At 71.8% G+C, this 26,188-nt stretch carries 19 protein-coding genes; 7 read left to right on the forward strand and 12 right to left on the reverse strand.

The window, feature by feature from the left end; genetic code table 11:
- Positions 1-56 precede the first annotated feature (56 nt).
- From AB0M88_RS00180 to AB0M88_RS00200, 5 genes are read right to left on the reverse strand one after another with little or no spacing between them, the layout of a single operon-like run.
- Positions 57-1,679, reverse strand: a complete 1,623-nt coding sequence (locus tag AB0M88_RS00180) for an ABC transporter substrate-binding protein (protein ID WP_364093095.1) — start codon at positions 1,677-1,679, stop codon at positions 57-59.
- 27 nt (positions 1,680-1,706) lie between these two features.
- Positions 1,707-2,813, reverse strand: coding sequence for an aminotransferase class I/II-fold pyridoxal phosphate-dependent enzyme (locus AB0M88_RS00185; protein WP_364093097.1), 1,107 nt, complete (start codon positions 2,811-2,813; stop codon positions 1,707-1,709).
- Positions 2,810-3,559 (reverse strand): SDR family oxidoreductase, encoded by a 750-nt coding sequence (locus AB0M88_RS00190; protein ID WP_364093100.1) that lies wholly within the window; start codon positions 3,557-3,559, stop codon positions 2,810-2,812. Before AB0M88_RS00190 ends, AB0M88_RS00185 begins: the two co-directional genes overlap by 4 nt.
- Positions 3,556-4,461 (reverse strand): dihydrodipicolinate synthase family protein, encoded by a 906-nt coding sequence (locus tag AB0M88_RS00195; protein WP_364093102.1) that lies wholly within the window; start codon positions 4,459-4,461, stop codon positions 3,556-3,558. The genes AB0M88_RS00190 and AB0M88_RS00195 overlap by 4 nt, the downstream gene beginning before the upstream one ends.
- Before the next feature lie 27 nt (positions 4,462-4,488).
- Positions 4,489-5,478: a D-2-hydroxyacid dehydrogenase gene (locus AB0M88_RS00200; protein ID WP_364093105.1), complete on the reverse strand. Its 990-nt coding sequence runs from the start codon at positions 5,476-5,478 to the stop codon at positions 4,489-4,491.
- Between the two features lie 164 nt (positions 5,479-5,642).
- On the opposite strand from AB0M88_RS00200, the gene AB0M88_RS00205 reads away from it, so the two are divergent.
- The 4 genes from AB0M88_RS00205 to AB0M88_RS00220 all read left to right on the forward strand — a co-directional run bounded on the left by AB0M88_RS00205 (position 5,643) and on the right by AB0M88_RS00220 (position 11,981).
- On the forward strand, positions 5,643-5,966 hold the full coding sequence (locus AB0M88_RS00205; RefSeq protein ID WP_364093107.1) for a hypothetical protein: 324 nt from the start codon (positions 5,643-5,645) through the stop codon (positions 5,964-5,966).
- Positions 5,967-6,049: 83 nt separating this feature from the next.
- Positions 6,050-7,291, forward strand: a complete 1,242-nt coding sequence (locus AB0M88_RS00210; RefSeq protein ID WP_364093109.1) for a hypothetical protein — start codon at positions 6,050-6,052, stop codon at positions 7,289-7,291.
- Between the two features lie 110 nt (positions 7,292-7,401).
- A complete protein-coding gene (locus AB0M88_RS00215) occupies positions 7,402-10,821 on the forward strand; it encodes a BTAD domain-containing putative transcriptional regulator (protein ID WP_364093112.1) in 3,420 nt (1,139 codons plus the stop codon).
- Positions 10,818-11,981, forward strand: a complete 1,164-nt coding sequence (locus AB0M88_RS00220; RefSeq protein ID WP_364093115.1) for a hypothetical protein — start codon at positions 10,818-10,820, stop codon at positions 11,979-11,981. Before AB0M88_RS00215 ends, AB0M88_RS00220 begins: the two co-directional genes overlap by 4 nt.
- Positions 11,982-12,136: 155 nt before the next feature.
- On the opposite strand, the gene AB0M88_RS00225 is transcribed toward AB0M88_RS00220, so the two are convergent.
- Positions 12,137-13,204 carry a serine hydrolase domain-containing protein gene (locus tag AB0M88_RS00225; protein WP_364093118.1) on the reverse strand — a complete coding sequence of 356 codons (1,068 nt, stop codon included), beginning with the start codon at positions 13,202-13,204 and terminating at the stop codon, positions 12,137-12,139.
- A gap of 136 nt (positions 13,205-13,340) precedes the next feature.
- Here AB0M88_RS00225 and AB0M88_RS00230 point away from each other — a divergent pair, with 136 nt between their 5' ends.
- Positions 13,341-14,375 (forward strand): YcxB family protein, encoded by a 1,035-nt coding sequence (locus tag AB0M88_RS00230; protein ID WP_364093121.1) that lies wholly within the window; start codon positions 13,341-13,343, stop codon positions 14,373-14,375.
- On the opposite strand, the gene AB0M88_RS00235 is transcribed toward AB0M88_RS00230, so the two are convergent.
- From AB0M88_RS00235 to AB0M88_RS00255, 5 genes are read right to left on the reverse strand one after another with little or no spacing between them, the layout of a single operon-like run.
- Positions 14,356-15,165 carry a PaaX family transcriptional regulator C-terminal domain-containing protein gene (locus AB0M88_RS00235; RefSeq protein ID WP_364093124.1) on the reverse strand — a complete coding sequence of 270 codons (810 nt, stop codon included), beginning with the start codon at positions 15,163-15,165 and terminating at the stop codon, positions 14,356-14,358. The two genes, AB0M88_RS00230 and AB0M88_RS00235, sit on opposite strands and share 20 nt — an antisense overlap.
- Before the next feature lie 4 nt (positions 15,166-15,169).
- Entirely contained in the window at positions 15,170-17,497 is a 2,328-nt protein-coding gene (locus AB0M88_RS00240) for a bifunctional salicylyl-CoA 5-hydroxylase/oxidoreductase (protein ID WP_364093127.1), read from the reverse strand.
- A complete protein-coding gene (locus AB0M88_RS00245; RefSeq protein ID WP_364093138.1) occupies positions 17,494-19,062 on the reverse strand; it encodes an AMP-binding protein in 1,569 nt (522 codons plus the stop codon). The genes AB0M88_RS00240 and AB0M88_RS00245 overlap by 4 nt, the downstream gene beginning before the upstream one ends.
- 14 nt (positions 19,063-19,076) lie before the next feature.
- Positions 19,077-19,976 (reverse strand): acyl-CoA thioesterase domain-containing protein, encoded by a 900-nt coding sequence (locus AB0M88_RS00250; RefSeq protein ID WP_364093141.1) that lies wholly within the window; start codon positions 19,974-19,976, stop codon positions 19,077-19,079.
- Positions 19,973-20,407 (reverse strand): cupin domain-containing protein, encoded by a 435-nt coding sequence (locus AB0M88_RS00255; protein ID WP_364093143.1) that lies wholly within the window; start codon positions 20,405-20,407, stop codon positions 19,973-19,975. The genes AB0M88_RS00250 and AB0M88_RS00255 overlap by 4 nt, the downstream gene beginning before the upstream one ends.
- A 78-nt stretch (positions 20,408-20,485) precedes the next feature.
- Between AB0M88_RS00255 and AB0M88_RS00260 the strand changes: the two genes are divergently transcribed.
- Together AB0M88_RS00260 and AB0M88_RS00265 are read left to right on the forward strand one after the other, a co-directional pair.
- On the forward strand, positions 20,486-20,905 hold the full coding sequence (locus tag AB0M88_RS00260; RefSeq protein ID WP_364093146.1) for a RidA family protein: 420 nt from the start codon (positions 20,486-20,488) through the stop codon (positions 20,903-20,905).
- 58 nt (positions 20,906-20,963) lie between these two features.
- Positions 20,964-22,715, forward strand: a complete 1,752-nt coding sequence (locus AB0M88_RS00265; protein ID WP_364093149.1) for a protein kinase — start codon at positions 20,964-20,966, stop codon at positions 22,713-22,715.
- A gap of 4 nt (positions 22,716-22,719) precedes the next feature.
- Here the strand turns inward: AB0M88_RS00265 and AB0M88_RS00270 are convergent, their stop codons facing one another.
- Positions 22,720-26,178, reverse strand: coding sequence for a ricin-type beta-trefoil lectin domain protein (locus AB0M88_RS00270; protein ID WP_364093152.1), 3,459 nt, complete (start codon positions 26,176-26,178; stop codon positions 22,720-22,722).
- Positions 26,179-26,188 lie beyond the last annotated feature (10 nt).

A 26,188-nucleotide genomic window follows, 5' to 3' on the forward strand; every position in this document is an offset into this window, starting at 1 on the left:
CGAGTCCTCGGGGGTTGGGCCCCCGGCCGGAGCCATCGCTCCGGCCGGGGGAGCGGTCAGCGACTGGCGGTTCCGGTCGTCTTCCAGTAGTTGGTCATGTCCCAGCCCCAGATCGGCTGGGAGTGGTAGCCGCCGACCGTCTTGCCGAAGACCTCGGTCTTGGAGCCGTAGTAGAGCGGCACCACCGGGTTGTCGGCGAGCATGGCCTTGGTGGCCTGCGCGTAGATGGTGTTGGCCGACGCGACGTCGTTGGCCGCGAGCGCCTTGTTGACCAGGTCGTCCACGTTCTTGTTGCAGTAGAACGAGTAGTTCTGGCCGTTCGGGATGGCCGCCGCGCAGGAGAGCAGCGCCTGATAGAAGTCGCTGCCGTCGGGGTAGTCGGCGACCCAGAAGGTGAGCGTCATCGGGGCCTTGCCGGGCGTGCCGGCCAGGCTGAAGAACGCGCTCTGCTGGATCGGCTTGGCGTCGACCTTGATCCCGATCTTGCCGAGGTCCTGCTGGAGCTGGGGCAGCAGCGCGGTCCAGGGCGAGGTGTTCCAGGAGTACATCGTGGTCGAGAACCCGTTCGGGTAACCGGCGTCGGCCAGCAACTGCTTGGCCTTGGCGATGTCCTGGTCGTGGACCAGCTTCTCCTGCGTGTAGCCGGTGATGCCGGGCGGCAGGTATTCGTTGGCCACCGAGCCCTGGCCGGCCACCAGCTTGAGCAGGAACGAGCGGTCGAACGCGTACGAGACCGCCTCGCGCACCTTCGGGTTGTCGAAGGGCTTCATCTGCGTGTTCATCGTGACGTAGTAGGTGGAGGGCTTCACGATGGTCTTGATCTGCGGCTTGAGCGACACGTCGTTGGCGACCGAGAGATAGTCGGCGGCCGGGATCGGGTCGCCCATCAGGTCGATCGTGCCCTTCTCCAGCGAGAGCAGCTGGACGTGCGGGTCGACGCCGAGCTTCTCGACCACCTTGTCCACATAGGGCCGGGGCGCGTCCCAGTACTTCGGGTTGCGGTTGACCACGATCTCCTGGCCGGGCGTGAAGTGGTCCATCACGAACGGGCCCGAGCCGACCGGCTTGCTCGCGCTGTCCGTCTCGATGACCGACGCGTGGGGCATCGCCAGCACGTACTTGAAGGCGCTGTTCGGCGCGGTCAGCTTGATCTGCAGGGTCGAGTCGTCGACCGCGGTGATGCCGCTGAGTGCGCCGGTCGGGCTCTTGGCGTACGCCGCGGCGCCGTCGATGCCGGTCCAGAAGCTCTGCACCGGCGACTTGGTGGCCGGGTCGAGAATCCGGTCGAACGAGTAGACGAAGTCCTTGGCGGTGACCGGCTTGCCGTCGCTGAACGTCATGTTCGGGCGGATCTTGATGGTGTAGGTGAGGCCGTCCGCGCTCACCTCGGGCATCGCGGCCGCGGCCTGCGGGGCGATGTTCATCGTGTCGCCGGTGTAGTCGTACAGCCGGTCGTAGAGCATGCGCATGTTGTTCCAGCAGGTGGCGTCGTAGCACACCGCCGGGTCGAAGGTCTTCGGGTCACTCTGGTAGGCGACGGTCATCGTGCCGCCGTACTTCGCGGTGCCGGTGCTGCCGCCGGACGCGGTACCGGTTGTCGTGCTGTTTCCGGCGCAGGCGGCGGTCAGGGTGACCGCGCCGGACAGCAACGCCGCCAGGATGAGCTTGCGAGCAGCCATCCGGGCCTCCTTCTCAGGTTGGGGGCTTTACAACTGGGCGATGTCGTTCAGGCCGCGGACCACGTGTTCGGTCGCGGCGGCGAGGGAAAGCCGGAGGTGCCCGGCGCCGGCGGACCCGAAGGCCTCACCGGGCGCCACGGCTGTGCCGGTCTCGTTCAGAAGGCGCTGGGCTTCCACGTCGCTGGAGACCCACAGATAGAAGGCGCCGGCCGGCCGGGTGACGGCCAGACCCAGCCGCTGGGCCGCGGCGAGCGCGACGTCGCGGCGTTCGCGGTAGGCGGCGCGCATGACGGCCACACACTGCTGGTCGCCGGTGAGCGCCGCGATCGCGGCGTGTTGCGCGATGGTGTTGACGCAGGAGGCGGTGACCTCCTGCACGCGGGCCAGTCCGGCCGCGAGTTCGGGGGAAGTGACGGCGTAGCCGACCCGCCAGCCGGTCATGGCGTAGCTCTTGGAGAGCGAGAACACGGTCACGTGGGAGACTTCGGGCGCCGCGACGGCGAAGGTCGGCGCGGGATTGTCGAGCCAGAGCTGGTCGTAGCACTCGTCCGAGATGACGGTCAGGCCGTGCCTCGCCGCCCAGTCACCGAGCTGTCCGAGCTGTTCGATCGACCACTGGTAGCCGACCGGATTGGACGGCGAGTTGATGAGGATCGCTTTCGTCCTCGGGCTCGTCCTGGTTTCCAGCTCGTCGTAGTCCGGCGCGAAATCCGGGGAGAGGCGGTAGGGGCGGGGCACGGCTCCGAGGATCGTGGCGATCGTGCTGAAGTTGGGCCAGCCCGGGTCGGGCACCAGGATCTCGTCGCCGGCCGAGAGCAGCGTGCGATAGGCGGCGAAGAGCCCGCCGACGCCGCCCGCGGTGACGACGACCTGTTCGGGTGTGACGCCGGGAAAACCGTTGTCCCGGGCCAGTTTCGCGGTCACGGCCGCGCGCAGGGCGGGCAGTCCGGCGCTCGGGCCGTAGCGGGTCTGCCCGGTGCGGGCGGCCCGGTCGGCGGCCTCGACGACGTGCGCCGGGGTGTCGAAGTCGGGCTCGCCGAACTCCAGATGCACCGCGTCCGGGCGGGCCCAGGCGGCGTTGGCGACCGCGCGGATGCCGGATGCGGGCGTGTTCTTCACCTCGGGCGATGTCACGTGAGGCTCCGCATCATGCCGCCGTCGCACGACAGCAGGCTCGCGGTCACGTAGGACGCGGCCGGGGAGGCGAGGAATCCGACGACGGCGGCGAACTCCTCCGGCCGGCCGTAACGGCCGGCCGGGATCGAGGAGATCGAGGCGGCCTTGACTTCGGCCGCGCTTCTTCCCGTCCGCTCGGCGGCTCCCCGATCCAGCGCGGCCACCCGTTCGGTGTCGATCCGGCCCGGCACCACGCCGTTGACCGTGACCCCGTCCGCCGCGACCAGTCGCCCGACCGTCTTCAGCCAGGTCGCGAGGGCGGCCCGCCCGGCGTTCGAGTAGGACAGCTCGGGCAGCGGCTCGCGGACGCCCGAGGAGAGCACGGCGATGATGCGGCCGAAGCCACGCTCGCGCATTCCCGGGAGCAGCCGGGTGGCCAGGTCGATCGGCGTGACGGTCAGCAGCTGCAGTGCGGTGCGCCAGGTGTCCGGGTCGGTCCGGTCGGCCGGGGCCGGCGGAGGGCCACCGGCGTTGAGCACGCAGATGCCGGCCGGGCCGGCCGCCTCGGCGATGCGTTGCGCCGCACCGGGATCGGACGCGTCGGCGACGACGGTGTCGACCGTGACTCCGCGGATCTTGTCGGCCGCCCTCCGCAGGCGCTGTTGATCGCGGCCCCAGAGCAGCAGGTCGTGCCCCTCGGCGGCCAGCTTCTCGGCGATCGCGAAGCCGAGTCCCGAGGCGCCGCCGCCCACGACGGCCTTCACAGCTCGAGCGCTTCCGGCGCGGGGACCAGGCCGACCCGGTCCAGCACGTCGTCGAGGTCGGCCAGGGTGGCCTGGTCCGGCACCGGCTGGAGCGCCCGCGTGCGGGAGGTGTTCAGCACACCCCGGCGGCGCAGCACCTCCTTGCGGATGCCGAGGCCGACTCGCTGCTGCCCCTCGAAGACGAGGTACGGCAGGAACTTGTCGTTGAGGCGCGCGGCCGTGGCCCAGTCGCCCTTTTCGGCCGCGAGGCGGATCGCCCGCAGAATCTCCGGATAGGCGAAGCCGGTCATCGTGCCCGCCGCGCCGCGCCGCAGCTCGTTGTAGGCGCTGACGCCGCCGAGGCCGCCGAAGACGGTCAGGCCGGGGCGCTTCTCGAGGAGCCTGGTGATTTTCGGCGGGGTGGGCGGGTCTTCCAGCTTCACCGTCTCGGCGCCGCACGCGTCCAGCGCGGCCAGCAGCGCGGATACCGGCATCGTCACGCCGGTCGCGGCCGGCTCGTCCTGCACGATCACCGGCACGTCGAGGTTTCCGGCCGCCGCCCGGTAGAAGGCCCCGATCGCGTCGGTGTCCTTGAGCAGGGCCGGCGCCGACACCATGACCGCGGTGGCGCCCGCGGCGACCGCGCGGCGCGCGTTCGAGGCCACGACCGCCGCCGACGGCGCCGAGCACCCGACGGCGAACGGGAGTACGCCCCGGGCCGCGTCGGCCACCGTGCCGAGCACTACCTCGCGCTCGCCCGCGGTGAGGTCGGCCGCCTCGCCCATCACGCCGAGGATCGTGATGCCGTCGGCGCCCCAGCGGGCGGCGGCGGTCACCAGCCGGGTCAGGCTCTCACGGTCGACTGCGCCCTCGCCGGTGAACGGCGTCGGGCTGATGTACCAGGTGCCACGCAGGCTGCTCATGTGATCTCCTCAGGTCTTCGATGAGGCTCAGTAGCCGCGGTCGCGGTGGTAGCGGTTGCGCAGTGGTTCGCCGGCCCGATAACGGCGCAGGTTGTCGAGGAACAGGTCGGTGAGCGCGGCGTTCTCGCCGTCGACGGTCGAGGCCGAGTGCGGCGAGACCAGCACCGAATCCATGTCCCACAGCGGCGACGCGTCCGGCAACGGCTCGACGGCGAACACGTCCAGCGCGGCGCCGGCGAGATGACCCTCACCGAGCGATTCGATCAGCGCCTGCTCGTCCACGACCGGGCCTCGGGCGATGTTCACCAGGACGGCACCGGCCGGGAGCAGCCTCAGTTGCGCGGCTCCGATCAGGCCCTCGGTCGCCGGAGTCAGCGGGCAGCAGAGCACGAGCACGTCGGTCTCGGGGAGGAACTCGTCGACGTTCTTGTCGCGGGTCACCTCGATGACCCTCGTTCCCAGCGCCTTGAACGTGGCGGCGACCTGGCGGCCCATCCCGCCCAGCCCGACGACGGTCACCGTGCGGCCGGCCAGCCGGGTGGTCGTGTAACGCTCCCAGTGGTGGGCCTTCTGCCGCCGCTTCAGCTCGGGCACGCCCTTGATGAAGTGCAGCGCGCCGGTGACGGCGAACTCGGCCAGCGGTACGGCGTGGATGCCCGCGGCGGTCGTGAACTCGATGTCGCTGCGGTCGAGCCCGGTGCGCCGCACGAAGCCGCCGATGCCGGCGCTGGTCGCCTGGATCCACCGCAGTTTCGGCGCGCGCCGGGGGAGATCGGCCGGGCGCTCCCAGTCGAAGTCGAACGCGACGTCGGCCCGGGCGAGCAGGCCGGCCCACTCGTCTTTCCGCCCGGCCGTCAGCTCCGGCTTCCGGCCGCCGTGGTCGCTGCGGTATTGCGGCACCGGGAGGAGTTCCGGCTGGTAGAGCACGGTGAGATCGGGGTCGGACGCGGCGATGCGCTCGACGAGGGCGGGTTCCAGGTAGCTCGCGACGAGGACCGTGATCGGCGACACAGGCATGCTGGGAACCTTAACTGTCGACCGCCGATTGTCGACCGTCGACAGTCAGCCGTAACCATTCCTTTACCAAACGTGGTTGTTTGCTACCTGTCCGTGGCGCCGAGTCCGGAATGACCGACCGGTGGAACTCCGAAGATGTCAGTCCGGCTTGCTACGTTGCGCACGTGACGGTCGAGGAGCGGTTCGAGCAGCTGGTCGACGGGTTCGTGGGTGTCGACGGGGTCACCCCGCCCGCGCCCGGGCAGGGCTTCGGGTCGTCGGCGCTGAAATACCGGGGCCGGATCTTCGCGATGCTGGTCCGGGGGCAGCTGGTCGTGAAGCTGTCCCGGGGCCGGGTGACCTCGCTCGTCGAGGCCGGTGAGGGTGCGCGGTTCGATGCCAACAAGGGGACGCCGATGAAGGAATGGTTCGCGCTTTCCGAGGGCTCCGGGATGAGCTGGCCGGGCCTCGCCGACGAGGCACTCCAGCACGCCGGCGGCCGCCGATGACCGGGGGCCCCGGCGGACGGCCTCCGGGGAACCGAAGCGGAGGCGGTGCCCGAGCCGGGCGTGGAGGCGGCGTCGCCGGCGGTGTGGCCTTCGCGGCCGCGGTCGGCGCCCTGGCCGGTCTGACCCTCGGCGGGCGGCGGAAGGGCCGGGCCGCGGTCGTCGGCGCGGCCGCGCTCGCGGCGACCGACCTGGTGGCGCGGGCGACCCAGCGGCCGAACGAGATTCCGGCCTGGTGGTCGCGGGTCGTCATGAGCGGCGCGCTCGCGGCCCCGGCCGGCTGGGCCGGTGCCAAGGTGACCAAGGCCGGTCCGGTCGCGGTCGGTGCGGCCGCCGGCGCGGTGGCCGGCGGGCTCGGTCTGCGGCCGCAGAAAGTGCTGCTGGGGCCGGTCGTCGGCGCGGCCGTGGGCGCCGCGTGGCACCTGGCCGCCGGGCGGGCGGCGCCGCCGGGCGCGGTCGCGGCCGGCGCCGTGGTCGGCTTCCGGGCGCTTTCGGCCGCGCTGTTCCGCGATCCCCAGGTGAGCCTGCTGGCCGAGCGGGTGCCGGCCGAGCAACTGCCGTTCGTGGTGCCGCTGGAGGCCCGCACCGGCTATGTCGGCACGAGCTATGTGCGTCAACTGGCCGAGGTGATGGGCGGGAGATATCAGGCCGACGCGGCCGACGTCGGGATCGTCGCCTCGCTCGACGACCTCGCCGGTCCGGGGTTCGACCCGGCCGGGGTCGATCCGCTGGTGCGGGAGTTCTACGAGCACACCACCCGCTTCCGGCTCGACATCGTGCCCGAGTGGCGCCTCTGGGTGCGGCCGGGCTATCTGCTCTATCGCACGCTCGTGGCCCGCCGGCTGGGCCAGGCCAACGTGCCGATGAACCAGCGCGAGACGCTCCGTGGCGTCCGCAGCCGGATCGACACGATCACCCCCGACGGCACCGACCTGATCGGCGTCCGCGGGTGGATCCGCTCGTTCGCCGACACCGACGAGCCGATCTACGTCGGGATCTACACGACTTACCGGCACGAGGGCCGGGGTTACGTGAGTGTCGGATTCCCGGTGCCGCAGGGCAACTTCACCGCCACCCTGCTACCGCTGCCGCGTCCGGGTGGCGGTCTGATCCTGACCAGCCGGAGCGATCTGGCCCACCCCGGGCACTACATGTCGTACGTAGAACCCGAGACCAGGGAGCTGACCACGCTCGCCGTGCCCGGTTTCGCCGAGCAGCTCGACGTCTATGCCGAGGACGGCGAACTGCGGGCCGAACACGCTTTTTCGGTCTATGGCCTGCCGTTCATGGTTTTGCACTACACAATTCATCGCAAAACCGCGGCGTAGCGCGACAGGTTAGCAAGGTCGTTCCACATCGGCCGGTCTGACCTCGATCGACCCGTCGCATGCCCGACTCTACCGCTCGTGAGTCGTGTTCGGATGCTTACTGTCACCGGGTGCCCAGCCATACCGAGGCAGTTCAGGTGCGGTTGCTCGGCTCGGTCGACGTCGTCGTCGGCGGTGAGGCCCGACCTCTCCCCGGGCTGCGACGCAAGGCGCTGCTGGCCGCGCTCGCTCTCGAGCGTGGCCGCATCGTCAGCGCCGACCGTCTGATCGACATCGTCTGGAACGACGAGGCGCCGGCCGGCCGGGCGAACACGCTGCAACGTCACATCTCCTATCTGCGGCAGATGGTCGGGGGCCGCGACGCCATCGTGTCGCGCCCGCCGGGCTACGTGATGGATCTGCCGCCCGGCTCGGTCGACACGGAGCAGGCGGCGAGCCTGGTGCAACGCGCCCAGCAGTCGGCCGATCCGGAGGGTCGCGTCCGCTGGGCACGGGAGGCGCTGCGGCTCTTCCGCGGCGCGCCGCTGATCGAGGTGAACGACCTGCCGTGGCTTCGGGAGGAGGCGCAGCGGCTGGACGGGCTGCGGGTGCAGGCGGTCCGCGCGATGGTCGACGGCCGGCTGGCGCTCGGTCAGCACGCCGAGCTGCTGCCCGAGCTGGAACGCCTGGTCAGCGAATATCCGCTCGACGAGCACGTGCACGGTCAGCTGATCCTGGCGCTGTACCGGTCGGGGCGGCAGACCGAGGCGCTCGACGCGTACGGAAGGCTGCGCCGCACGCTCGGCGACGAGTTCGGCATCGAGGTCAGTCCCGAACTGCGCCGCCTCGAGACGGCGATCCTGCGGCAGGACGCCGAGCTGACCCCGCCGGTCAAGGCGCCGGAGCCGGTCCGCGTGCCGTCCCTGGGCAGCTCCCCGCTGATCGGGCGGGAGCGTGAGTTGACGGCGCTCGAGGGCATGGTGGAACGCGCCGCCGGCGGGGCGGGCGGGGCCGCCTTCCTCGTCGGTGAGGCGGGCATCGGCAAGACCCGGCTGGTCGGCGAGGTCGCCCGCTATGCCGAGGAGCGCGGCCTGCGGGTGTTCCGGGGCCGGGCCGCGCTGCCTCAGGTGCCCTTCCGGGCGTTCACCGAGGCCCTGCAGTCGGCGGTGCGGCGCTTCGGTCTGCCGGCCGACGAGACGCTGCCGGCCGACGAGACCCTGTTGCCGTACCGGTCGTCCCTGGCCCGTCTGGTGCCGCAGCTGCGCGAGATCGACCCGGCCGATCCGACCGGGTCGCCGGTGATCCTGGCCGAGGCGGTGCTGCGGCTGCTCACGGTGCTGGGCGGGGGCGACGGCTGTCTGCTGGTGCTGGAGGACCTGCATGACGCCGACGCGGACACCCTCGCCGTCGTCGACTACCTGGTCGACAACGCGCACGCCGAGCGGTTCCTGCTGCTCGGCACCTGCCGCCCGTACCCTCGACCGGCGCTCACCGTGGCCCGGTCGGCCCGGCGGCGCCGCGCGGCCCTTCTCGCCGAGCTGTCCCGGCTGGACGGGGAAGACGTCCGTGAGCTGGCCGCGGGCTGTCTCGGCGTGGCCGTCGGCGACGTGCCCGAGGCGGTCGTCGAACGGCTCCTGAGCAGCGCCGACGGTGTTCCGTTGCACGTCGAGGAACTGCTCGCCGGGTTCGCCGACGAGGGCACGCTGAGCTGGGCCGGCGGCCGGTGGGAGGTCCGCGGGCCGGTCGGCTCGGCGGTTCCGCCCAGCCTGGGCGAGACACTGGCCGCGCGGGTCGACCGGCTCGGCCCGGCCGCCCGGGGCGTGCTGCGGGCCGGGGCTCTCTTCGGCCGGCAGTTCCCGGCCGCGGCGGCCGGTGCGGCGGCCGGGCTCTCCGAGCCGGAGCTGCTCGACGGCCTGACCGAGGCGGTCACGCATCAGCTGGTGTCCATTCAGGACGACGACCAGTGGTACGCGTTCCGCCACGCCCTGACCGCCGAGGCGTTGCGCGCGACCATGCTGCCGACCGAACGCGCCGGTCTCGCCCGGCAGGCGGCGCAGTTCCTGGCCGCGCCCGCGGTCGGCCGGTTCTACGGCCGCGACCAGATTCTGGCCGAGCTGTGGAACACGGCGAGCGAGCCCGCGCGGGCGGTCACCCGGCTGGCCGCGGCCGGGCGCCAGGCCGCCACCCAGGGCGCGGTCGCGACCGCGATCGTCCTGCTGGAGCGCGCCCTGTCCATGGTGGACCGCGACCTCAGCGGCGAACTCGCGGCCGACCTCGGCGAGGCGCTCATCGACGCGTACGCTGCGGCGGGGCGCATCGGTGACGCGTACGCCCTCGGGGAACGCCTGGCCGGCGGCGTGCTGCCGGCCCGCAAGGCCTCGCTGCACCTGCATCTCGCCGACGTCGCGACGGCGGCCGGCGACTGGATCGAGGCCCGCCGCGAGCTCGGCGAGGCCCGGCTGCACGCCGGTTCCGGCCCGGCCCGTCCGCTGGCCGCCCGCCTCGACGCGATCGAGGCGCAGATGACGATCGGTGACGCGGCGCTGCCCGACCGGCTGAGCCGGGCCCGGCGGCTGGCCGACCGGGCGCTGGGGACCGCGGTCGAGATCGGCCGGCCCGAGACCTCGTGCAGCGCGCTCGACACGCTGGGCCGCTGCGCCCGGCTGCGCGACCTGGCCGAGGCGGACGTGCTCTACGAGCGTGGCCTGACCATCGCGACGGCCCACGACCTGAGCGGCTGGCGCATCAACTTCCTCTACCAGCTGGGCACCGACGAGGGCATCCGCAACGGCGACCCGCGGCGCCTGGTCGAGGCGTTGTCGGTGGCGCGGCAGGCCGGGGCGGTGATCACGGCCCTCGACATCGAGCTGGAGCTGTCGGTGGTGCGGCTCTGCCGGGGGGAGACCGCGGTGGCCGCCGAGGGCGCCGCCCGGTGCGAGCGCGACGCGGCGCGGCTGCGGCTCGACCACATCCGGCTGGAGGCCCTCGGCGTACGCATCATGGCCGCGGCCCACCAGGGACGCCGGACGGTCGTGGCCGAACTGCTCGAGGCGTTCCGCGCACTCGGCGGCGAACAGGACGACCTGGCCAGCGCGGTACACGGCTTCGGCGTCGCCTTCTGCCACCTGTGGCACGGCGAGCCCGGGCCGGCCCTGGCCGAGGCCGACCGGGCGGCCGAGCAGGAGTCGCGGCGGCCCGCGGCGTACGTCTCCTATCTGCACGGGCCGCGGCTGTTCCTCGCCGTGCTGGCCGGCCGGGCGGGCGCCGAGGAGTGCGCCAAGGTGGCGTCCTCGGCCCAGGCCCAGGCCCGCTGGAACCGCCAGTTCCTGCCGCTCGCCGAGGCCCTGCTCGCCGGCCGGGACGGCCGCCCGGCCGACGCCGAGGCGGCGATCGCCGGCTTTCTCGACCTGTCCCGCCCCTACCCCCTCGCTCGTCGTCTCGGACTCCGGCTCGTCGCGCCCGACGCGGCGGCCGGCGGCTGGGGTGAGCCACATCGGTGGCAGACGGAAGCCGATTCCTACACGCACGATCCAGTGAGGAGCCAAGGATGAGAACTCGCATGGCCGGAGCCGCGGTCGCGGCTTTCGCACTCGTCGCCGCCGCGGGGGCGGCGACGCCCAAGTGGAACCTGTTGCCCGCGGTTCCGTTGCCCGCCGGGGCCGGCAGCAGCCAGCTGCAGGCCGTCACGGTCGTCTCCCCGCATGACGTGTGGTCGGCCGGTGCCTGGTGGGACAAGACCGACGTGCACCCGCTGATGACCCACTGGGACGGCGCCGCCTGGACGGCCGCCGATCTGCCGGCGCTGCCCCGGAACACCTATCTGGGCGGGGTGGACGCCCTGGACGCGAAGGACGTGTGGGCCGTCAGCAGCGTGCTGGGCAACACCGTGGCGAGCACCCCGAGCCTGCTGCACTACGACGGTTCCTCGTGGCAGACCGCGCCGGCACCGGCGTTCCCGGCCGCGACGGCCAACGACCTCGACGGCCTCGACATGCGCACGGCCGACGACGGCTGGGCGGTGGGGGAGACCTCGACCGCGACGCTGCCCGCGCCGACCGCGCAGCCGCTGATCCTGCGCTGGCAGGGTGGCAAGTGGAGCGGCTCGCCGGTGCCGAAGTCGGCGGCCCCGGGTGGTCTGGTGGCGGTCGCCGCGGCCTCGGCCGACGACGTCTGGGCGGTCGGAACCCAGGCCGGACTGGCCTCCTCGACCCGCCTCACCCACGGGCTGGTGATGCACTTCGACGGCACGGCCTGGTCGACGGTCGACCTGCCGGCGCCGCTCGGCACCTCGCTGAACGCGGTCGCGGTCGCCGGTCCCGGCGACGTCTGGGCGGCCGGCGAGATCTGCGGGGCCGGCTGCCGCGGGGCGGTCTGGCACCTCACCACGGCAGGCTGGCAGCAGGTGCCGACGAACGGCGGCACCGACCTGCTCGCCCTCGTCGCCCCGGCACCGGACGACGTCTGGGCGCTGGGCTATCAGCAGCTGGCCGGCAACGCCAAGGGCGACCACGTCGAACACTGGGACGGCAAGCAGTTCACGACCGAGGACACCGGCCTGCCGCCGATGACCGGAACGATCGGCAACAACGGCGAGCTGGGCTCGGCCACGCCGATCTTCGCGGCCGACAACGACCCGGCCGGCGGTGAGCTCTGGGCGGTCGGCTGGTCCAACCCGCCGTCGATCTCGCCGCGGGTCATCCACCGCGGCTGAACCGGTTTCCGCGCCGCTTCAGGACCGTTTCAGCCCCTCCTGCGACGGTGGCGTCCACGCCGCGAAAAGTGGCGGGCCGGCCGGGAGGGGGGTCGGTCCTCTGATGAGGTCACCCCTAACCGGACGGGGGGGTGACCTCATCGGCGCCTGTCCACTCATCCGCACACGGCCGCCTCGACGCGGTCGTCGACGTCGGTGACCATCTGCTCGGAGGTCGGGAGCCCGGTCACCGCGATGACCGCGGCGCGACCGTCGGTCGTGACCAGCTCGCGGGTCTCGAAGCCCTGGATGTCGCCCCCGTGGCCCCAGGCGTAGCCGCCGCAGGACAGCGGGTAGCGGGCGAGGCCGAGGCCGTACTGCCAGTCGCCGGTGGGCTCGAAACCGGGCGCGGGCACGGTCGTCATCATGGCCTTCTGCTGGGCGGGCTCGAGCAGCTTGCCGCCGACCAGAGCCTCGAAGAACGCCCGCAGGTCGCCGGGGGTCGAGACGATCTGGCCCGCCGACCAGCCGAGGGACGGGTCCATGTCGGTTACGTCGACCCACGGGGAGCCCGGGGCCACCGCGACGTAGCCGCGCGGATGGGTACCGCGGATGCGCTGCTCGCCGACGCCCGGCCAGTACGTGTGGCGCAGCCCGAGCGGCTCGATGACCCGCCGGATGATCTCCTCGCCGATCGGGCGCTCGGTGACCTGCTCGACGATGAGGCCGGCGAGGATGTAGTTGGTGTTGCTGTATTCCCACTTCGTGCCGGGCGGGAAGCCGGCCGGCCGGGTGAACGCGGCGTCGAGCAGCCGCCGCGGCTCGTAGTAGGAGTGGGCCTTGTCGACCAGGTCCTGCGGCCGGGTGAACAGCACGTCGTCGTAGTCGGGCAGGCCGCTGGTCTGCTGCAGCAGCTCGCGCACGGTGATTTCGCCGCCACCGGGCACGACGCCGGGCAGGTAGTGCTCGACCGTGGCGTCCAGGTCGATGCGGCCCTCGCCGACCAGCTGGAGCACGACGACCGCGGTGAACGTCTTCGTGTTGCTGCCGATGCGTACCTGGCCGTCGCGCGGAACCCCGGCCCCGGCGGTGTAGTCGTGGACGTGTCCGTCACTGCCCCGAACCGACGCCAGCGCGCCGGGGAAACCGTCCTTGGCGACCAGGTCGCCCAGCGGGCCAGGTGCGGACGGAACGGCGAGAACGGTCGCGGTCAGCGCGCCGGCGACCAAGCGTGAGAACAGCATGGGACCTCCTCGAAGGAATCGGTTGAACACCTTCGATCCTTCGGGAGCGCGCCCTCGATGAGGATCCCGCCTGCTGCCCAAGCCGGGTACAGCCTGCGCTACCGGGCCGCCGGAGGCCGGTCCTATGATCTCGGCCGTGCATGTCGAGTTCACGTTTGTCCGGAGCGCGGAGTTCTTCCGGCGGCAGCTGTCTCCCTTCGTGAGTCAGAAGCTGGCCTTCACCCGGACCGCCGCCCTGGTCGCGGTCTTCGCGTCGGTGGCCGTGCCGATCGCCACCCAGGGCAGCCGGGAGGGGATCGACTTCGGCGTCGCCCTGCTGATCATGGGCGGTCTCCTGCTGGCCGGCGCGTTGCGCCGGCGCAACCGCATGCTGCGGATCCCCGGCTCGATGCTCGCCGAATGCCGCTGGCTGCTCACCGACGACCGGCTGGAGCTGGGGACGCCGGACACCCTCACCCGGCTGTCCTGGTCGCGGTTGCGGCTGGCCCGGGTCCTTCCCGACGCGTACGTGCTGGCCGCGGCCGAGGGAGTGTCCGTCGGCATCCCGCGCGAGCCGCTCAGCCCGGCCGACGACGCCCAGCTGCGCGCGCTCCTCGACCGCCTCCCGATCGTGGCGGCGGCACCGCTGCCGGCCGAACCGCTCGCCGGTGACCGCACGCCGATCGTGTTCACCTCGAGCCAACCGGCTCTGCCGGTCGGCGCGCGCCTCCGCGCCCTGCGCCGGCGCGCGCTCCGGCCGGCCGGCATCGAGTCGGCGGCGGCCGGGTTCGTCCTGCTGGCCGCCGGCTGGATCGCGGGCACCGTGCTCGACGACCCGATCCTGGTCGGGCTCGGCGTCTCCTTGGGCGGGGCTGCGCTGGTCGTGGCCGTCCTGGCGTGGCTCCTCGGCCGGCCGGCGCCGCGCGTTCCGGTCGGCGAGCCCCGCCGGTTCACCATCACCGACCAGGCGATGCGGGCCGACGGTGGCGGCCGGTCGATCCGGTGGAACTGGTCGGTGGTCACCCGGCTGGAGGAGTGGCCCGAGACCTACGTCCTGTACGAGGACGAGCGGGCCCAGTTCCCGATCCCGCGCGACACCCTGACCCCCCAGCAGGAACAGGACCTCCGAGTCCTCCTGGACGAGCGCGGGCTTCCGGCCGTCGACGGGCGCCCTACTGTCGTACGCCGATGAGCGGCAGCGCGTGCTCGTCGGCCGCCGGGCGCAGGTCCTTGTGCAGCGAGTCGAAGAGCCGGCCGGCGGCGACGCCGTTCCAGCCGGGCGGCAGCAGGTCGAGGGGAAGGCCCGGGTCGCGGTAGGGGAGGCGGCGCCACTGGGTCAGCATCGGGACATAGGTCCGGAAGGCGTCGAGCGGGGTTTCGGCGGCGGGCACACTGTCGTAGCGCTGGAGGAACTCGTCGTAGAGCGCGGCCAGTTCGGCGAGGTTCCACCACTGGCGCACCTTGGCGGTCAGGTCGCCGAACGCCAGGTGGTGGCCCGAGAAGACGTCGACGTAGGCGGACAGGCCGCGCCGCTCGATCGCCTCGCGGACCGGTTCGAGGAGGTGGCCGGGGGCGACCCAGACGCCGGCCGTCACGGTGCCGAAACCGAGGCGGGTCAGGGTCGTGCGCAGCTCGTGGCGCTTCTCGCGGTCGGACTCGGGGACCGAGAACACCACGACGACCCAGCCGTCGCCGGTGCCCGCGCGGTCGTGCTGGAAGATGCGGACGTCGCCCTCGGCCAGCAGGCGCAGCGTGGGGCCGGCCGGCGAATATCCGGCGATCCCGGCCCTCTTCTCGCCGATCAGGATGCCGCGGCGTTTGAGGCGGGAGATCGAGGATCGTGCGGCCGCGCCGTCGACGCCGAGGTCGGCCAGCAGCGAGACCACCGCCCCGATCGGCAGCCAGTTGTCGTCGAGCCGGGCGTACATGCCGAACAGGGTGATGATCCACGGCGTGGGCCTGCCGGGTTCCGCCGCTTCCACCGGATCACCCTACCGGCACCCAGCGCACGTGCACATTTCCGGCGCCGGCCCGGAGCAACGCCAGCCGGGGCGGGATCTTGTCGGTGCGCGACGAGGGCGGCTTGCGGCGGCCCGCCTCGAACGGCTTCGGCCATTCGGCGGCCGGCCCGCGGTATTCCTGCTCGGCCGCCGCCTGAAGGGTCCACTGCGGGTTGTAGAGATGCGCCCGGCCCAGCGCGCACAGGTCGGCCCGCCCGGCCAGCAGGATCGAGTTGACGTCGTCGTGCGACGAGATGGCGCCGACCGCGATCACCTTGACCCCGGCCGCGGCGGCCACCTCGTGGCGGATCAGGTCGGCGAACGGGGTCTGGTAGGAGCGGCCGTACGCCGGCTTCTCGTCCTTGACCACCTGGCCCGACGAGACGTCGATCGCGGCGGCGCCGTGCGACACGAAGGCCCGCGCGATTTCCATCGCGTCGGTCGCGGTGTTGCCGTCCGGCGCCCAGTCGGTCGCCGAGATCCGCACGGTCAGGGGCATCGTCGAGGGCACCGCGGCGCGGACGGCGTCGAACACCTCGAGCGGGAAGCGCAGCCGGTTGGCGAGCGACCCGCCGTAGTCGTCGGTCCGCCGGTTGGACAGCGGGGAGAGGAACGACGAGAGCAGATAGCCGTGCGCGGCGTGGATTTCGACGAGGTCGAACCCGGCGTCCACGCCTCGCCGCGCGGCGGCCACGAAGTCGGCGACCACCGCGTCCATTTCGGAGCGGGAGATCTCGCGCGGGACGTGCGCGTCCACGCCGTACGGAATCGGAGAGGGACCGACCACCTCCCAGTTGCCCTCGTCGAGGGGCTCGTCCATGCCCTCCCACATCAGCCGGGTCGAGCCCTTGCGGCCGGAATGGCCGAGCTGGAGCCCGATCTTCGCGGTCGTGCGGCCGTGCACGAACTCGGTGATGCGGCGGTAGGCGTCGCGCTGCTCGTCGGTCCACAGGCCGGTGCAGCCCGGTGTGATCCGGCCGTCGGCCGAGACGCAGACCATCTCGGTCATGACGAGGCCGGCGCCGCCGAGGGCCTTCGAGCCGAGATGCACCAGGTGCAGGTCGTTCGGCAGGCCGTCGCAGGCCGAGTACATGTCCATCGGCGAGACGACGACCCGGTTCTTCAGCTCCAGCGGGCCGATCCGCACCGGCTGGAACATCGCCGGTACGACGGCGGCCTGATTCTGCGAGCGGGCGAAGTCGGCCTCGATGCGGGCCGCGAACTCCTGGTCGCGCTCCTTGAGGTTCTCGAAGGTGATGCGGCGCGAGCGGGTGAGCAGGTTGAAACAGAACTGGGCCGGCTCCTGGGCGGCGTACATGCCGATGTTCTCGAACCACTCGAGCGAGGCCTGGGCGGCGCGCTGGGTCGACTCGACGACCGGCTTGCGCTCGGCCTGGTAGGCCTCCAGCGCGGCCTCCACACACCGCTGCTCGTGCAGGCAGGCGGCCAGGGCGAGCGCGTCCTCCATCGCCAGCTTGGTGCCCGACCCGATCGAGAAGTGCGCGGTGTGCGCGGCGTCGCCGATCAGCACGACGTTGCCGTCGTGCCAGCGCTCGTTGCGTACGGTCGTGAAGTTGATCCAGCGCGAGTTGTTGGTGAGAACCCGGTGGCCTTTCAGCTCCCCGGCGAAGATCTCGGCGATCCGGGGGACGGTGTCTTCGGAGGAGTCGTCGAAGCCGGCCCGGCGCCAGACGTCCTCGTGCATCTCGACGATGAAGGTGGATCCGCCGGCCGAGTAGGGATATCCGTGGATCTGCATCGTGCCCCAGTCCGTCTGCTTGACGATGAACTGGAACGCCTCGAAGACGAGGTCGGTGCCGAGCCAGATGTACTTGTTGCGGCGGCGGTCGAGGGACGGCCCGAACGCGTCGGCGTATTTGGTGCGGATGCGGGAGTTGACGCCGTCGGCCGCCAGCACCAGGTCGTGCGAGGCGCGCAGGGTGTCGACGTCCGGCGCCGGCGTACGGTAGTGCACCGTGACGCCGAGCTCGGCCGCCCGCTCCTGCAGGATGTGCAGCAGCTCCTTGCGGCTCATCGCGGCGAATCCCTGGCCGCCGACCGTGAACCGGTGGCCGTTGAAGTCGATGTCGATGTCGGTCCAGCGGGCGAACCGCGCGGCCATCTGCTGGTAGATGGCCGTGTCCGCGCTCTCGATGCCGCCCAGGGTCTCGTCGGAGAAGACGACGCCGAAGCCGAACGTGTCGTCGGGCGCGTTGCGCTCGAAGACCGTCACCTCGTGGGCGGCGTCGAGCTGCTTCATGAGGGCGGCGAAGTAGAGACCTCCGGGGCCGCCGCCGGCGATGGCGATCCTCAACTGGGGGTCCCTTCGACGATCCGGCGCAGCATGAAGTGCTGGAGCTTTCCGCTGCTGTTGCGGGGGAGCACCTCGATGAAGCGGACGTCGCGCGGGTATTTGTAGGGCGCGAGTTGGTGCTTCACGAAGTCCTGCAGCTCGGCGACCTTCTCCGCGTCCTTCCTGACCCCGTCCTTGAGGACGACGAACGCGCAGACCACCGAGCCCCGCTCGGGGTCGGGGCGGGCGACCACCGCCGCCTCGACGACGTCGGGGTGGTCGTCGAGCGCGGCCTCCACCTCGGGGCCGCCGATGTTGTAGCCCGACGAGACGATCATGTTGTCGGTGCGGGAACGGTAGTGGAAGTAGCCGTCCTCGTCCCGCAGGAAGGTGTCGCCGGTGACGTTCCAGCCGTTCACCACGTACGCCTTCTGCCGGTCGTCGTCGAGATAGCGGCAGCCGACCGGCCCGATGACCGCGAGCCGCCCCTCGACGCCCGGCCCGACCTCCTCGTCGTCCGGGCCGAGGATCGTGGCGCGGTAGCCGGGCACCGGCTTGCCGGTCGCGCCCGGCCGGATGTCGTCGCCGGCCGCCGAGATGAAGATGTGCAGCAGCTCGGTCGAGCCGATGCCGTCGATGACCCGCAGGCCGATCTCGTCGCGGAGCCGCGTCCAGACGCTCTGGGGGATGTGCTCGCCCGCGCTGACGCCGGCCCGCAGCCCGGCCAGTTTCGACCCCTGGCCGGCCTTGAGGATCTGCTTGTACGCCGTCGGAGCCGTCGCCAGCACGGTCACACCCTCGCGCTCGACGAGATCGGCGAGCTGAACCGGGGTCACGGTCTCGGTCAGCAACGAGCAGGCGCCGGCGCGCAGCGGGAACACGACCAGCATCCCGAGCCCGAAGGTGAACGCGAACGGCGCGGAGCACGCGACGACGTCGTCCGGCGTGAGCTTCAGGAAGTTGCGGCCGAACGTGTCGTCGATGGACAGGATGTCGCGGTGGAAGTGCATCGTGATCTTCGGAGCGCCGGTGCTGCCCGAGGTCGGGCAGAGCAGGGCGACGTCGTCGGCGGAGGTCTGGACGTCGTCGAAGGTTTCCGGTCGGCCGTCGGGGAAAGCGGTCACCAGCGGCAGATCGGGGGCGGCCGCGACGACGTCGTCGACGAACCGGGGATCGACGATCGCGACCCGGGGGCGGGTCTTGGCGATGATCGGGGCGAGCTCGCGGGCCCGGATGGCGGCCATCGTCGCGACCACGATGCCGCCCGCTTTGAGCACACCGAGCCAGGCGGCGGCGTTCCCCAGGGTGTTGGGAGCGCGCAGCAGCACGCGGTTTCCGGGTACCAGACCGAAGTCGTCGACCAGCAGGTTGGCGATCTGGTTCGCCCGCTTCCGGAGTTCGCCGTACGTCCACACCTCGCCGCCGGGCGTGCGCAGGGCGGGACGGTCGGGTGCGGCACGGAGAAGCTCGGTCGCGGCGTTGAGCCGGTCGGGACCGTCCGGCGCCTCGATGGTCGGCCACAGGTGATCCGGTGGGAGGTGGTCGCGCGCGAACGTGTCGGCATGCGCGGACGGTAAGAGGTCCATGGACGTCCTTCCACTTACGACGCGCGGATCATTCCTTCCTGCGCGACGGTGGCGAGGTGGTGGCGATCGGGGGTGAAGAAGCGGCCCGTACCGAGGCCGCGGCCGGCGCCCGCGGCGCCCGCCTCCTGCAGATAGAGCAGCCAGCCGTCGGCCTCGCCCGGCCGGGGTGGCCGGTGGAACCACATCGAGTGGTCGAGGCTGGCGGTGACCAGCCCGGGCCGGGCCCACGGCAGATCGAGCGTGCGCAGGACGGGCTCGAGGATGGTGTAGTCGCAGACGTAGGCCAGCGCCGCGAGGTCGCGCTGCTCGTCGGTCAGGCCGTCGACCGGCCGCAGCGGGTCGAACGGCTTGACCCAGACCGCCTGGTGCGGCGCGGAGCCGCCCTCGACCTCCAGATAGACCGGGCCGGGCACGTGGCGCATGTCGAAGCCGCGGCCGAGCGACCAGTAGGCCTTGGACTCGTCGGTCATCGTGCCGCCCTTGCGGTCGGCCAGGTAGTCGGCCGAACTCGGCAGCGTCTCGGGGCCGGGCAGACCGGCCGGGAACGCGGCCTCGTAGGTGCCACTCTCTCCGCCCGAGGTGAAGTTGGACAGCGAGGCGTAGACCGTCTTGCCGTGCTGGTAGCCGCGGACACCCCGGGTCGAATAGCCGCGGCCGTCGCGCAGCACCTCGACCTCGTAGCGCAGCTCGGCGCCGATGTCGGCGGGCCGCAGGAAGTAGGAGTGGGTGGAGTGCAGGGTCTTGCCGTCATTGACCGACCGCATGGCCGCTGCCGTCGCTTGCGCGACGAGATCGCCGCCGTACGCCTTGGGCCACGGGCAGTCCTGTGTCGTGGCGGTGAAGGCGAGGTCGGCGTGCTCGGGCTCGCACGGGGTCAGCCGCAGCGCCGCCGTCAAGATGGCCGACGTGGTCACGGGCGCTCCAGCCAGTCGCGCAGCGAGTTGTCCGGCACGTCGTCGAGGTTGACCACGATGTTGTCCGGCGTGCGCGTGGTCATCCAGGTCAGCGGGCGGTTGCGGTCGAGGTTGCACTCGACGTGGGGCATGTGTGGCGGCACGAAGACCCAGTCCCCCTCGGACATGTCGATGTAGTCGTCGAACTTGTCGCCGAAGTAGATGCGGGCGCGGCCGGAGAGCACGTAGCCGCCGGTCTCGGCCTCGCCGTGGTGGTGGGGGACCGAGCGGAAGCCGGGTTCGTTGCTCACCTTGCCGAACCACAGCCGGGTGGCCGGGGTGTGCTGGATGCTGACGCCGGAGATGCGGGTCGCGCCGCCGGACTGCCCGGCGCTGTCGGGCTCCTGGCCGCCGCGGGTCACCACGGGGATGACCGGTTCGGGTGCGTCCATCGTCGGCTCCTCATCGTCGAGGCTGCGTGTATGTTGTTTTTCTCACGACCGTCACGAGACGTCAATAGGAGGCTCCTGATGACTCCGGTCGCCGTCAACCCGGGTTCGCTGGCGAAGCCCAGCGGCTATTCGCACGGCACCTTGATCGGCAACACGCTGCATCTCGGCGGCCAGACCGCGCTGACGCCGGACATGAAGATCGTTCCGGGCGGCATCGTCGAGCAGTTCCGGCAGGCGTTCGGCAATGTTCTGACTACTCTTCGTGAGGTTGGCGGCGAGCCCGGCGACCTGGTCAGCATCACGATTTATCTAACTGACATTCCCGACTATCAGGCACACGGCCGGGAAATCGGGCGGGCCTGGCGCGAGCTCGCCGGCCCGGTCTATCCGGCTATGGCGGGAATTGGGTGCACCGCGCTCTGGCAACCCGAGGCGATGATCGAGATCCTGGGTGTCGCCGTGATTCCCGACGACCGGCTAGTCGCGCCCGAAAGTTAAAGATTGAGTAGTATCGTTCGGGCGCGATCGTGACCGAGCGTATCCGGGGGCAGCATCCATGAGGGGGCAACTGCGGCCGACCGACCCGCGTCGGCTCGGGCGATACCGCCTGGAGGCGCGCCTCGGGCAGGGCGGCATGGGCACGGTCTATCTCGGCCGGAGCGACGAGGGACGGCCGGTGGCCGTCAAGGTCATCAAGGCCGAGCTGGCGTACGACCGTGAGTTCCGCGGCCGCTTCCGCAGCGAGGTCAACCGGGCCCGGCAGGTCCCGCCGTTCTGCACGGCCGAGGTCATCGACGCCGACGCCGACCACGAGACCCCCTACCTGGTCACCGAGTACGTCGACGGCCCCAGCCTGGCCGAGGTGGTCCGAGAGCAGGGGCCGCTGACCGGCGGCAGCCTGCACAGTGTGGCGGTCGGGGTGGCGACCGCTTTGGCCGCGATCCACGGCGCCGGCGTCATCCACCGCGACCTCAAGCCCCACAACGTGCTGTTCGCGCTCGGCACCCCCAAGGTGATCGACTTCGGGATCGCCCGGGCGTTCGAGGCGACCAGCCAGCACACCGCGACCGACCAGATGGTCGGCACCGTGGCCTACATGGCGCCCGAGCGCTTCGACACCGCGACCGACCGCGCGCTCGGCCCGGCGGCCGACGTGTTCGCGTGGGGCGTGGTGGTGGCATACGCGGGCACCGGCCGCACCCCGTTCAACGCCGACTCGCCGGTCGCGACGGCCGCCCGTATCCTCACCCAGCCGCCCAACCTGGCCGGCCTGCCCGAGCCGCTGCGCGAGCTGGTCGCGGCGTCCCTCGACAAGGACCCGGTCCGGCGGCCCACCGCGGCCGACCTGCTCGACCGCCTGGTCGCGACCGGCGCGCCCGACCCGGCGGCGCAGACACTCGCGACCCGGGCCGCCCAGCAACAGCGGGCCGCCGCGGCCGCCTCGGTTGGCCAAGGCGCTGCGGCGAGCGGCTCGCACAGGGATCCGGCCGCGGCGTGGGGCGGCCCGGCGGGAGGCGCGCCCGAGGCGGGTACGGCCACGCGGACCACCTCGCGGCGTTGGCGGCGCACGGCGCCGGCGCTGACGGCCGTCGCCGTGGTCGGCGTCGCGGTGGCGCTGTTCGCGTTCACCCCGGTCCGCGACCTGCTGCCGGCGACCGGGTCACCGGAACCGGAACGGAGCCTCCCGGCGGCGGTCGGCGCTCCCGGGCCGATCGCGAGCGCCTCGTCGGATGCCGTCACCTCGCCCAGCATCGGCCCGTCGCCCGGCCTGGTGACTTCGCGGAGGACCAGCTCGGCCCCGAAACCGGCCGGGGACGGCGGCGGCGTGACGGTCACGGCGTCTCCGGCGACCAAGGTGCGGCTGTGCGGCAACGGCGACATCGGGGTCGCGATCTCGGCCCAGAACGACGACACGACCGTGATCGGCACCCAGCGCGGGCTGGTCAACGTCGTCAACAAGTCGCACACGTCGTGCCGGGTCGACGGCCGCGCCTTCTTGCGCCTCTACAACGCGGCCGACGAGCGGGTCGACGTGCCGACCAAGTCGGTCAGCGAACCGGGCCCGGCCATCGACATCACGCTGCGGCCCGGCGCGGGCGCCTTCGAGGGCATCAAATGGCAGGCCTGCGACATCGCCGACTCCGACTGCCCGACCGGCAACACCATCCGGGGCAGCCTCGTCTCGTCGGCCGACGGTGTGGTCGCCGACCTGGACGGCTTCCCGGCGCCCGAGGACAGCCGCATCACCATGAGCTCCCTCCAGCTCGGCACGTTGCAGCCGACCACGGAGGGAGTCGTGGCCTGGTAGCCGGTCAGCCCAGACGGAACCGCTGGGCCGCACTCGTATTGCAGTCGTAGATCTCCAGGGCGTCGCCGGCCTGCTGCCTGTTGCCGGGATCGTCGAGGCAGCGACCGGACTGCGGGTTCTGGAGCGTGCCGTCGGCCCGGCTGGTCCACACCTGCGAGCCGGTCCCGTTGCAGTCGAACAACTGCACCGGGATTCCGTTGGCCGTGCCGGCGTTGGCGACGTCCAGACACTTGCCGAAAACCCGCAGAGTGCCGTCGCCCGGGGTCGAGAAACGCTGCGCGTCGCTGTTGTTGCAGCCGTAGAGCTGGACCGCGGTCAGCGATGACGGGTCGGCCCCCGCGATGTCGGCGCACAGCCCACCCGGCCCGCTGACCGGTCCCGGCGGCAGCCGCCAGAGCTGGCCGTCGGTGTGGACGCAGTCGTAGATCTGGAGCTGCGCGGCGCCCGGCGTGGTGTTGGAGTCGGGCACGTCCAGGCAGCGACCGGAGGCGGGGTTGAGGAGCGTGCCGTCGGCCCGGCGGGTCCACAACTGGGCGGCGCCGGCGGTGCACGAGTTGGTCGTCACCAGCGCGTGGTTGGCGGTGCCGCCGGCGGTGAGGCAGCGGCCGAGCACGTGCACGGTGTTGTCGGCCGCGTAGGACACCTGCTGGGCCGTGCTGTGGTTACAGCCGTACACCTGCACCGGCTGGCCGTCGGCCGCGGTCCCGCCACGGACGTCCAGGCAGAGCCCGCCGACTCCGATGGCCTCGCCGGCCGTCGGATTGTCGGTGGCGGTGCCGCCGAGCGCGACGGTGTGGGCCGAACCGGACGCCAGCTTCGCCGTGGTCACGGTGACCGTCCGGCTGTCCTTGTTGTAGGCCCAGGCCGTCTCCGGGACCTGCACCCCATCGACGGACACGGCGGTCGGCGCGGCACTGCCGCTCACGCGCAGGGTGTACGCCCGGGACGCCGGAGCCCCCGGGAACGTGCCGGTGGTGGCCCCCACGGTGAAGGTCCTCGCACTGTCGCTCCAGGACAGTGGAGTCGTCGTGGACCCGCTGTTTCCCTCACCCGCGTCGGCGTACAGGGAGAAGGTGCCGTTGGCACCGGCCGCGACGTTCACGGTGAGCTGATCCCCGACACTCTGTTTTTGATTGTGGACGTAGTCGGTGCGGGTGGGCACGAGGCCGCCCGCCTTGACGAGCACCGGCATCCGGTCGAGCGGCGCCGTCATCGTGACGGTCGACGGACCGGTGAAGGAGGCGCCGGTGAAGTAGTCGTTCCACGTGCCCGGCGGCACCCACACCGAGGCCGAGTTGCCGGCGCTGGTGATCGGGGCGACCAGCAGGTCGTCGCCGTACATGTATTCGCCGGTGGCCGAATAGGCCGCCTCCTGGCCCGGATAGTCGAGGTACATCGGCCGCACGATCGGCAGGCCGGTCTGATTCGCCTCGTGCGCCATCGTGTACGTGTAGGGAACCAAGGCCTCGCGCAGCCGCAGGAACTTCTCGGCGCTCGCCTGCGCCGCCCCCGGATAGTCCCAGGGCAGCCGGTCGCCGTGGTCCGAGTGCAGCCGGTCGACCGGCTGGAACGTCGCGAACTGCACCCACCGGGCGTACATGGCATCGTCGAGGTGGCCGCCGTGGAAGCCACCGATGTCGTGGCTGACGTTGGAAAGCCCGGCCGCCGCCTCTCCCGCCGTATAGCGAACCTCGTACGCGAGAGTGTCCCAAGTGGAGTAGGTGTCGCCGGTGAACGCCAGCGAGTTACGCCGCTCCGACCACGGGCCGGAGGCGAAGCTGGTGCTGTCGCCGGTGCCGTGCTCGGTGCCGCCGATCCGGCTGAACGCGAAGCCGCGCAGGCCGCGGGCCCGGTCGTGGTCGGCGTAGGCCTGGTTGATGAGGTTGTCGGCGCCGATGTGCGGGTCGGACGAGATCGACGCGCCGCAGCCGCCGCAGTAGTCGAGCCACCACGCGCGGACGCCCTGCTGCTCGAACGGCTGGTGCAGGCCCTGATAGGCGGCGAGGTGGGCCGGGTTGGCCCAGTCGAAGTAGTGCGTGTGGCCGTCCGACTGCACGGGCAGGCCGCCGGCCGCCGCGTTGGCGCCCGCGAACTTCGGGTCGGTCTGGTCGATCTCGGGGTGGACGTTCATGCTGACGTCCAGGCCCATCTGCCTGGTCCAGTTCAGGAAGCCCTGCGGATCGGGGAACAGGTCGGTGTTCCAGTTCCAGCCGTCCCACTCGACCGGCTTCTTCCAGTCGGTGTCGACGACCAGCCAGTCGATCGGCGTGAAGTTGTTGCGGAAGGCGGGCAGCAGCGTGTTCTGGTAGTCGGCGGTGCTGTAGCCGTAGAAGCGGGAGAACCAGACGCCGTACGCCGACTGCGGTAGCAGATCGATGCCGCCGGCGAGCTGATTGAGGTCGTTGAGCGCCTGCTTGTAGTCCTGGCCGTACCCGAAGAAGTAACCGTCCTGATAGGGCTGGGCGCCGTGGCTCGGCCGGTCCTTCAACGGAAGCAGCGCCGTACGGGTGTCGTCGAGCAGATACCAGCCGCCCCGGTTGAGGACGCCCGGGTGCAGGCTCTGCGGCAGCCCGCCGGGCAGGTTGTCGAGCGAGCGGTACCAGCCGCCGAGCTGACTGTTCGGCCCGGCGCCGTAGCCGGTGGTCAGCAGATCCGTCGCGGCGGCGGGATATCCGCTCTTCACCACGGCCAGACTGTCGACGTTGACCCTTCCTTCGCTGGCCGAGTCCTGGTTGACCGCGACCGTGTTGACGCCCGCCCGCAGGTTGACGGTGACGCTCGCCGTCGACCAGGTGTCCCAGGACCCGGTGGGCGGCAGACTGAACTTGGGTCCGGCGGTTCCGTTGACGTGCGCGGTCAGGGCGCGGGTCGCGCTCTGGTTGTCGCTGCCGACCGCGTTGGCGTAGCGGATCGCGAGCTGCCAGGAGCCGGCGGCCGGCACGTCGACGTCGTACTGGACGCCGCTGCCGGTGCTCTCGAACCCGGCCGCGAACCCGTTGCCGGTGAAGCCGGTGTGGTCGTAGCCGGTCGAGGCACTGCCGGTGAGCAGCGCGTTCTCGGCCTCGCAGGCGGTCGACGCCGCGCAATAGGAGGGGAAGCGGGGGTGCGCGGTCGCGCCGGTCGAGCCGACGACGACCGACAGGTTGGCGGCGGTGAACGGGCCGCTGTTCTGCTTGTAGCGCAGGGTCAGCGCGCTGGTCTTGATCTCGCGGTAACCGTCGCTCGTCACGTCGGTCGTGTAGGCGGGCGGGGCGAACGACCGGTTGATCGCGTTGTACGTGGTGGCGTCGTTGAACACGCCGTCGCCGGCGTACTCGGTGCGGATGAGGGTGGGAGTGAGGACCTGGAAGCGGGCGTTGCCGTCGATGACGGCGGCGGTGGCGGCTTTCGCCGGGCCCGTGGGGACGAGGATCACGGTGGCGGCGAGGACACCTGCCGCTACGGCCGAGCGGGAGAGGCGCATGCTGACATCA

Source organism: Actinoplanes sp. NPDC051411 (assembly GCF_040682075.1).
Classification (GTDB): Bacteria; Actinomycetota; Actinomycetes; order Mycobacteriales; family Micromonosporaceae; genus Actinoplanes.

Bases quoted from the DNA above. Each gene is read 5' to 3' on its own strand.
- AB0M88_RS00180 (WP_364093095.1), bottom strand. From the start codon at position 1,679: ATGGCTGCTCGCAAGCTCATCCTGGCGGCGTTGCTGTCCGGCGCGGTC.
- AB0M88_RS00195 (WP_364093102.1), bottom strand. From the start codon at position 4,461: ATGAGCAGCCTGCGTGGCACCTGGTACATCAGCCCGACGCCGTTCACC.
- AB0M88_RS00200 (WP_364093105.1), bottom strand. From the start codon at position 5,478: ATGCCTGTGTCGCCGATCACGGTCCTCGTCGCGAGCTACCTGGAACCC.
- AB0M88_RS00220 (WP_364093115.1), top strand. From the start codon at position 10,818: ATGAGAACTCGCATGGCCGGAGCCGCGGTCGCGGCTTTCGCACTCGTC.
- AB0M88_RS00225 (WP_364093118.1), bottom strand. From the start codon at position 13,204: ATGCTGTTCTCACGCTTGGTCGCCGGCGCGCTGACCGCGACCGTTCTC.
- AB0M88_RS00245 (WP_364093138.1), bottom strand. From the start codon at position 19,062: ATGGACCTCTTACCGTCCGCGCATGCCGACACGTTCGCGCGCGACCAC.
- AB0M88_RS00255 (WP_364093143.1), bottom strand. From the start codon at position 20,407: ATGGACGCACCCGAACCGGTCATCCCCGTGGTGACCCGCGGCGGCCAG.
- AB0M88_RS00260 (WP_364093146.1), top strand. From the start codon at position 20,486: ATGACTCCGGTCGCCGTCAACCCGGGTTCGCTGGCGAAGCCCAGCGGC.
- AB0M88_RS00265 (WP_364093149.1), top strand. From the start codon at position 20,964: ATGAGGGGGCAACTGCGGCCGACCGACCCGCGTCGGCTCGGGCGATAC.
- AB0M88_RS00270 (WP_364093152.1), bottom strand. From the start codon at position 26,178: ATGCGCCTCTCCCGCTCGGCCGTAGCGGCAGGTGTCCTCGCCGCCACC.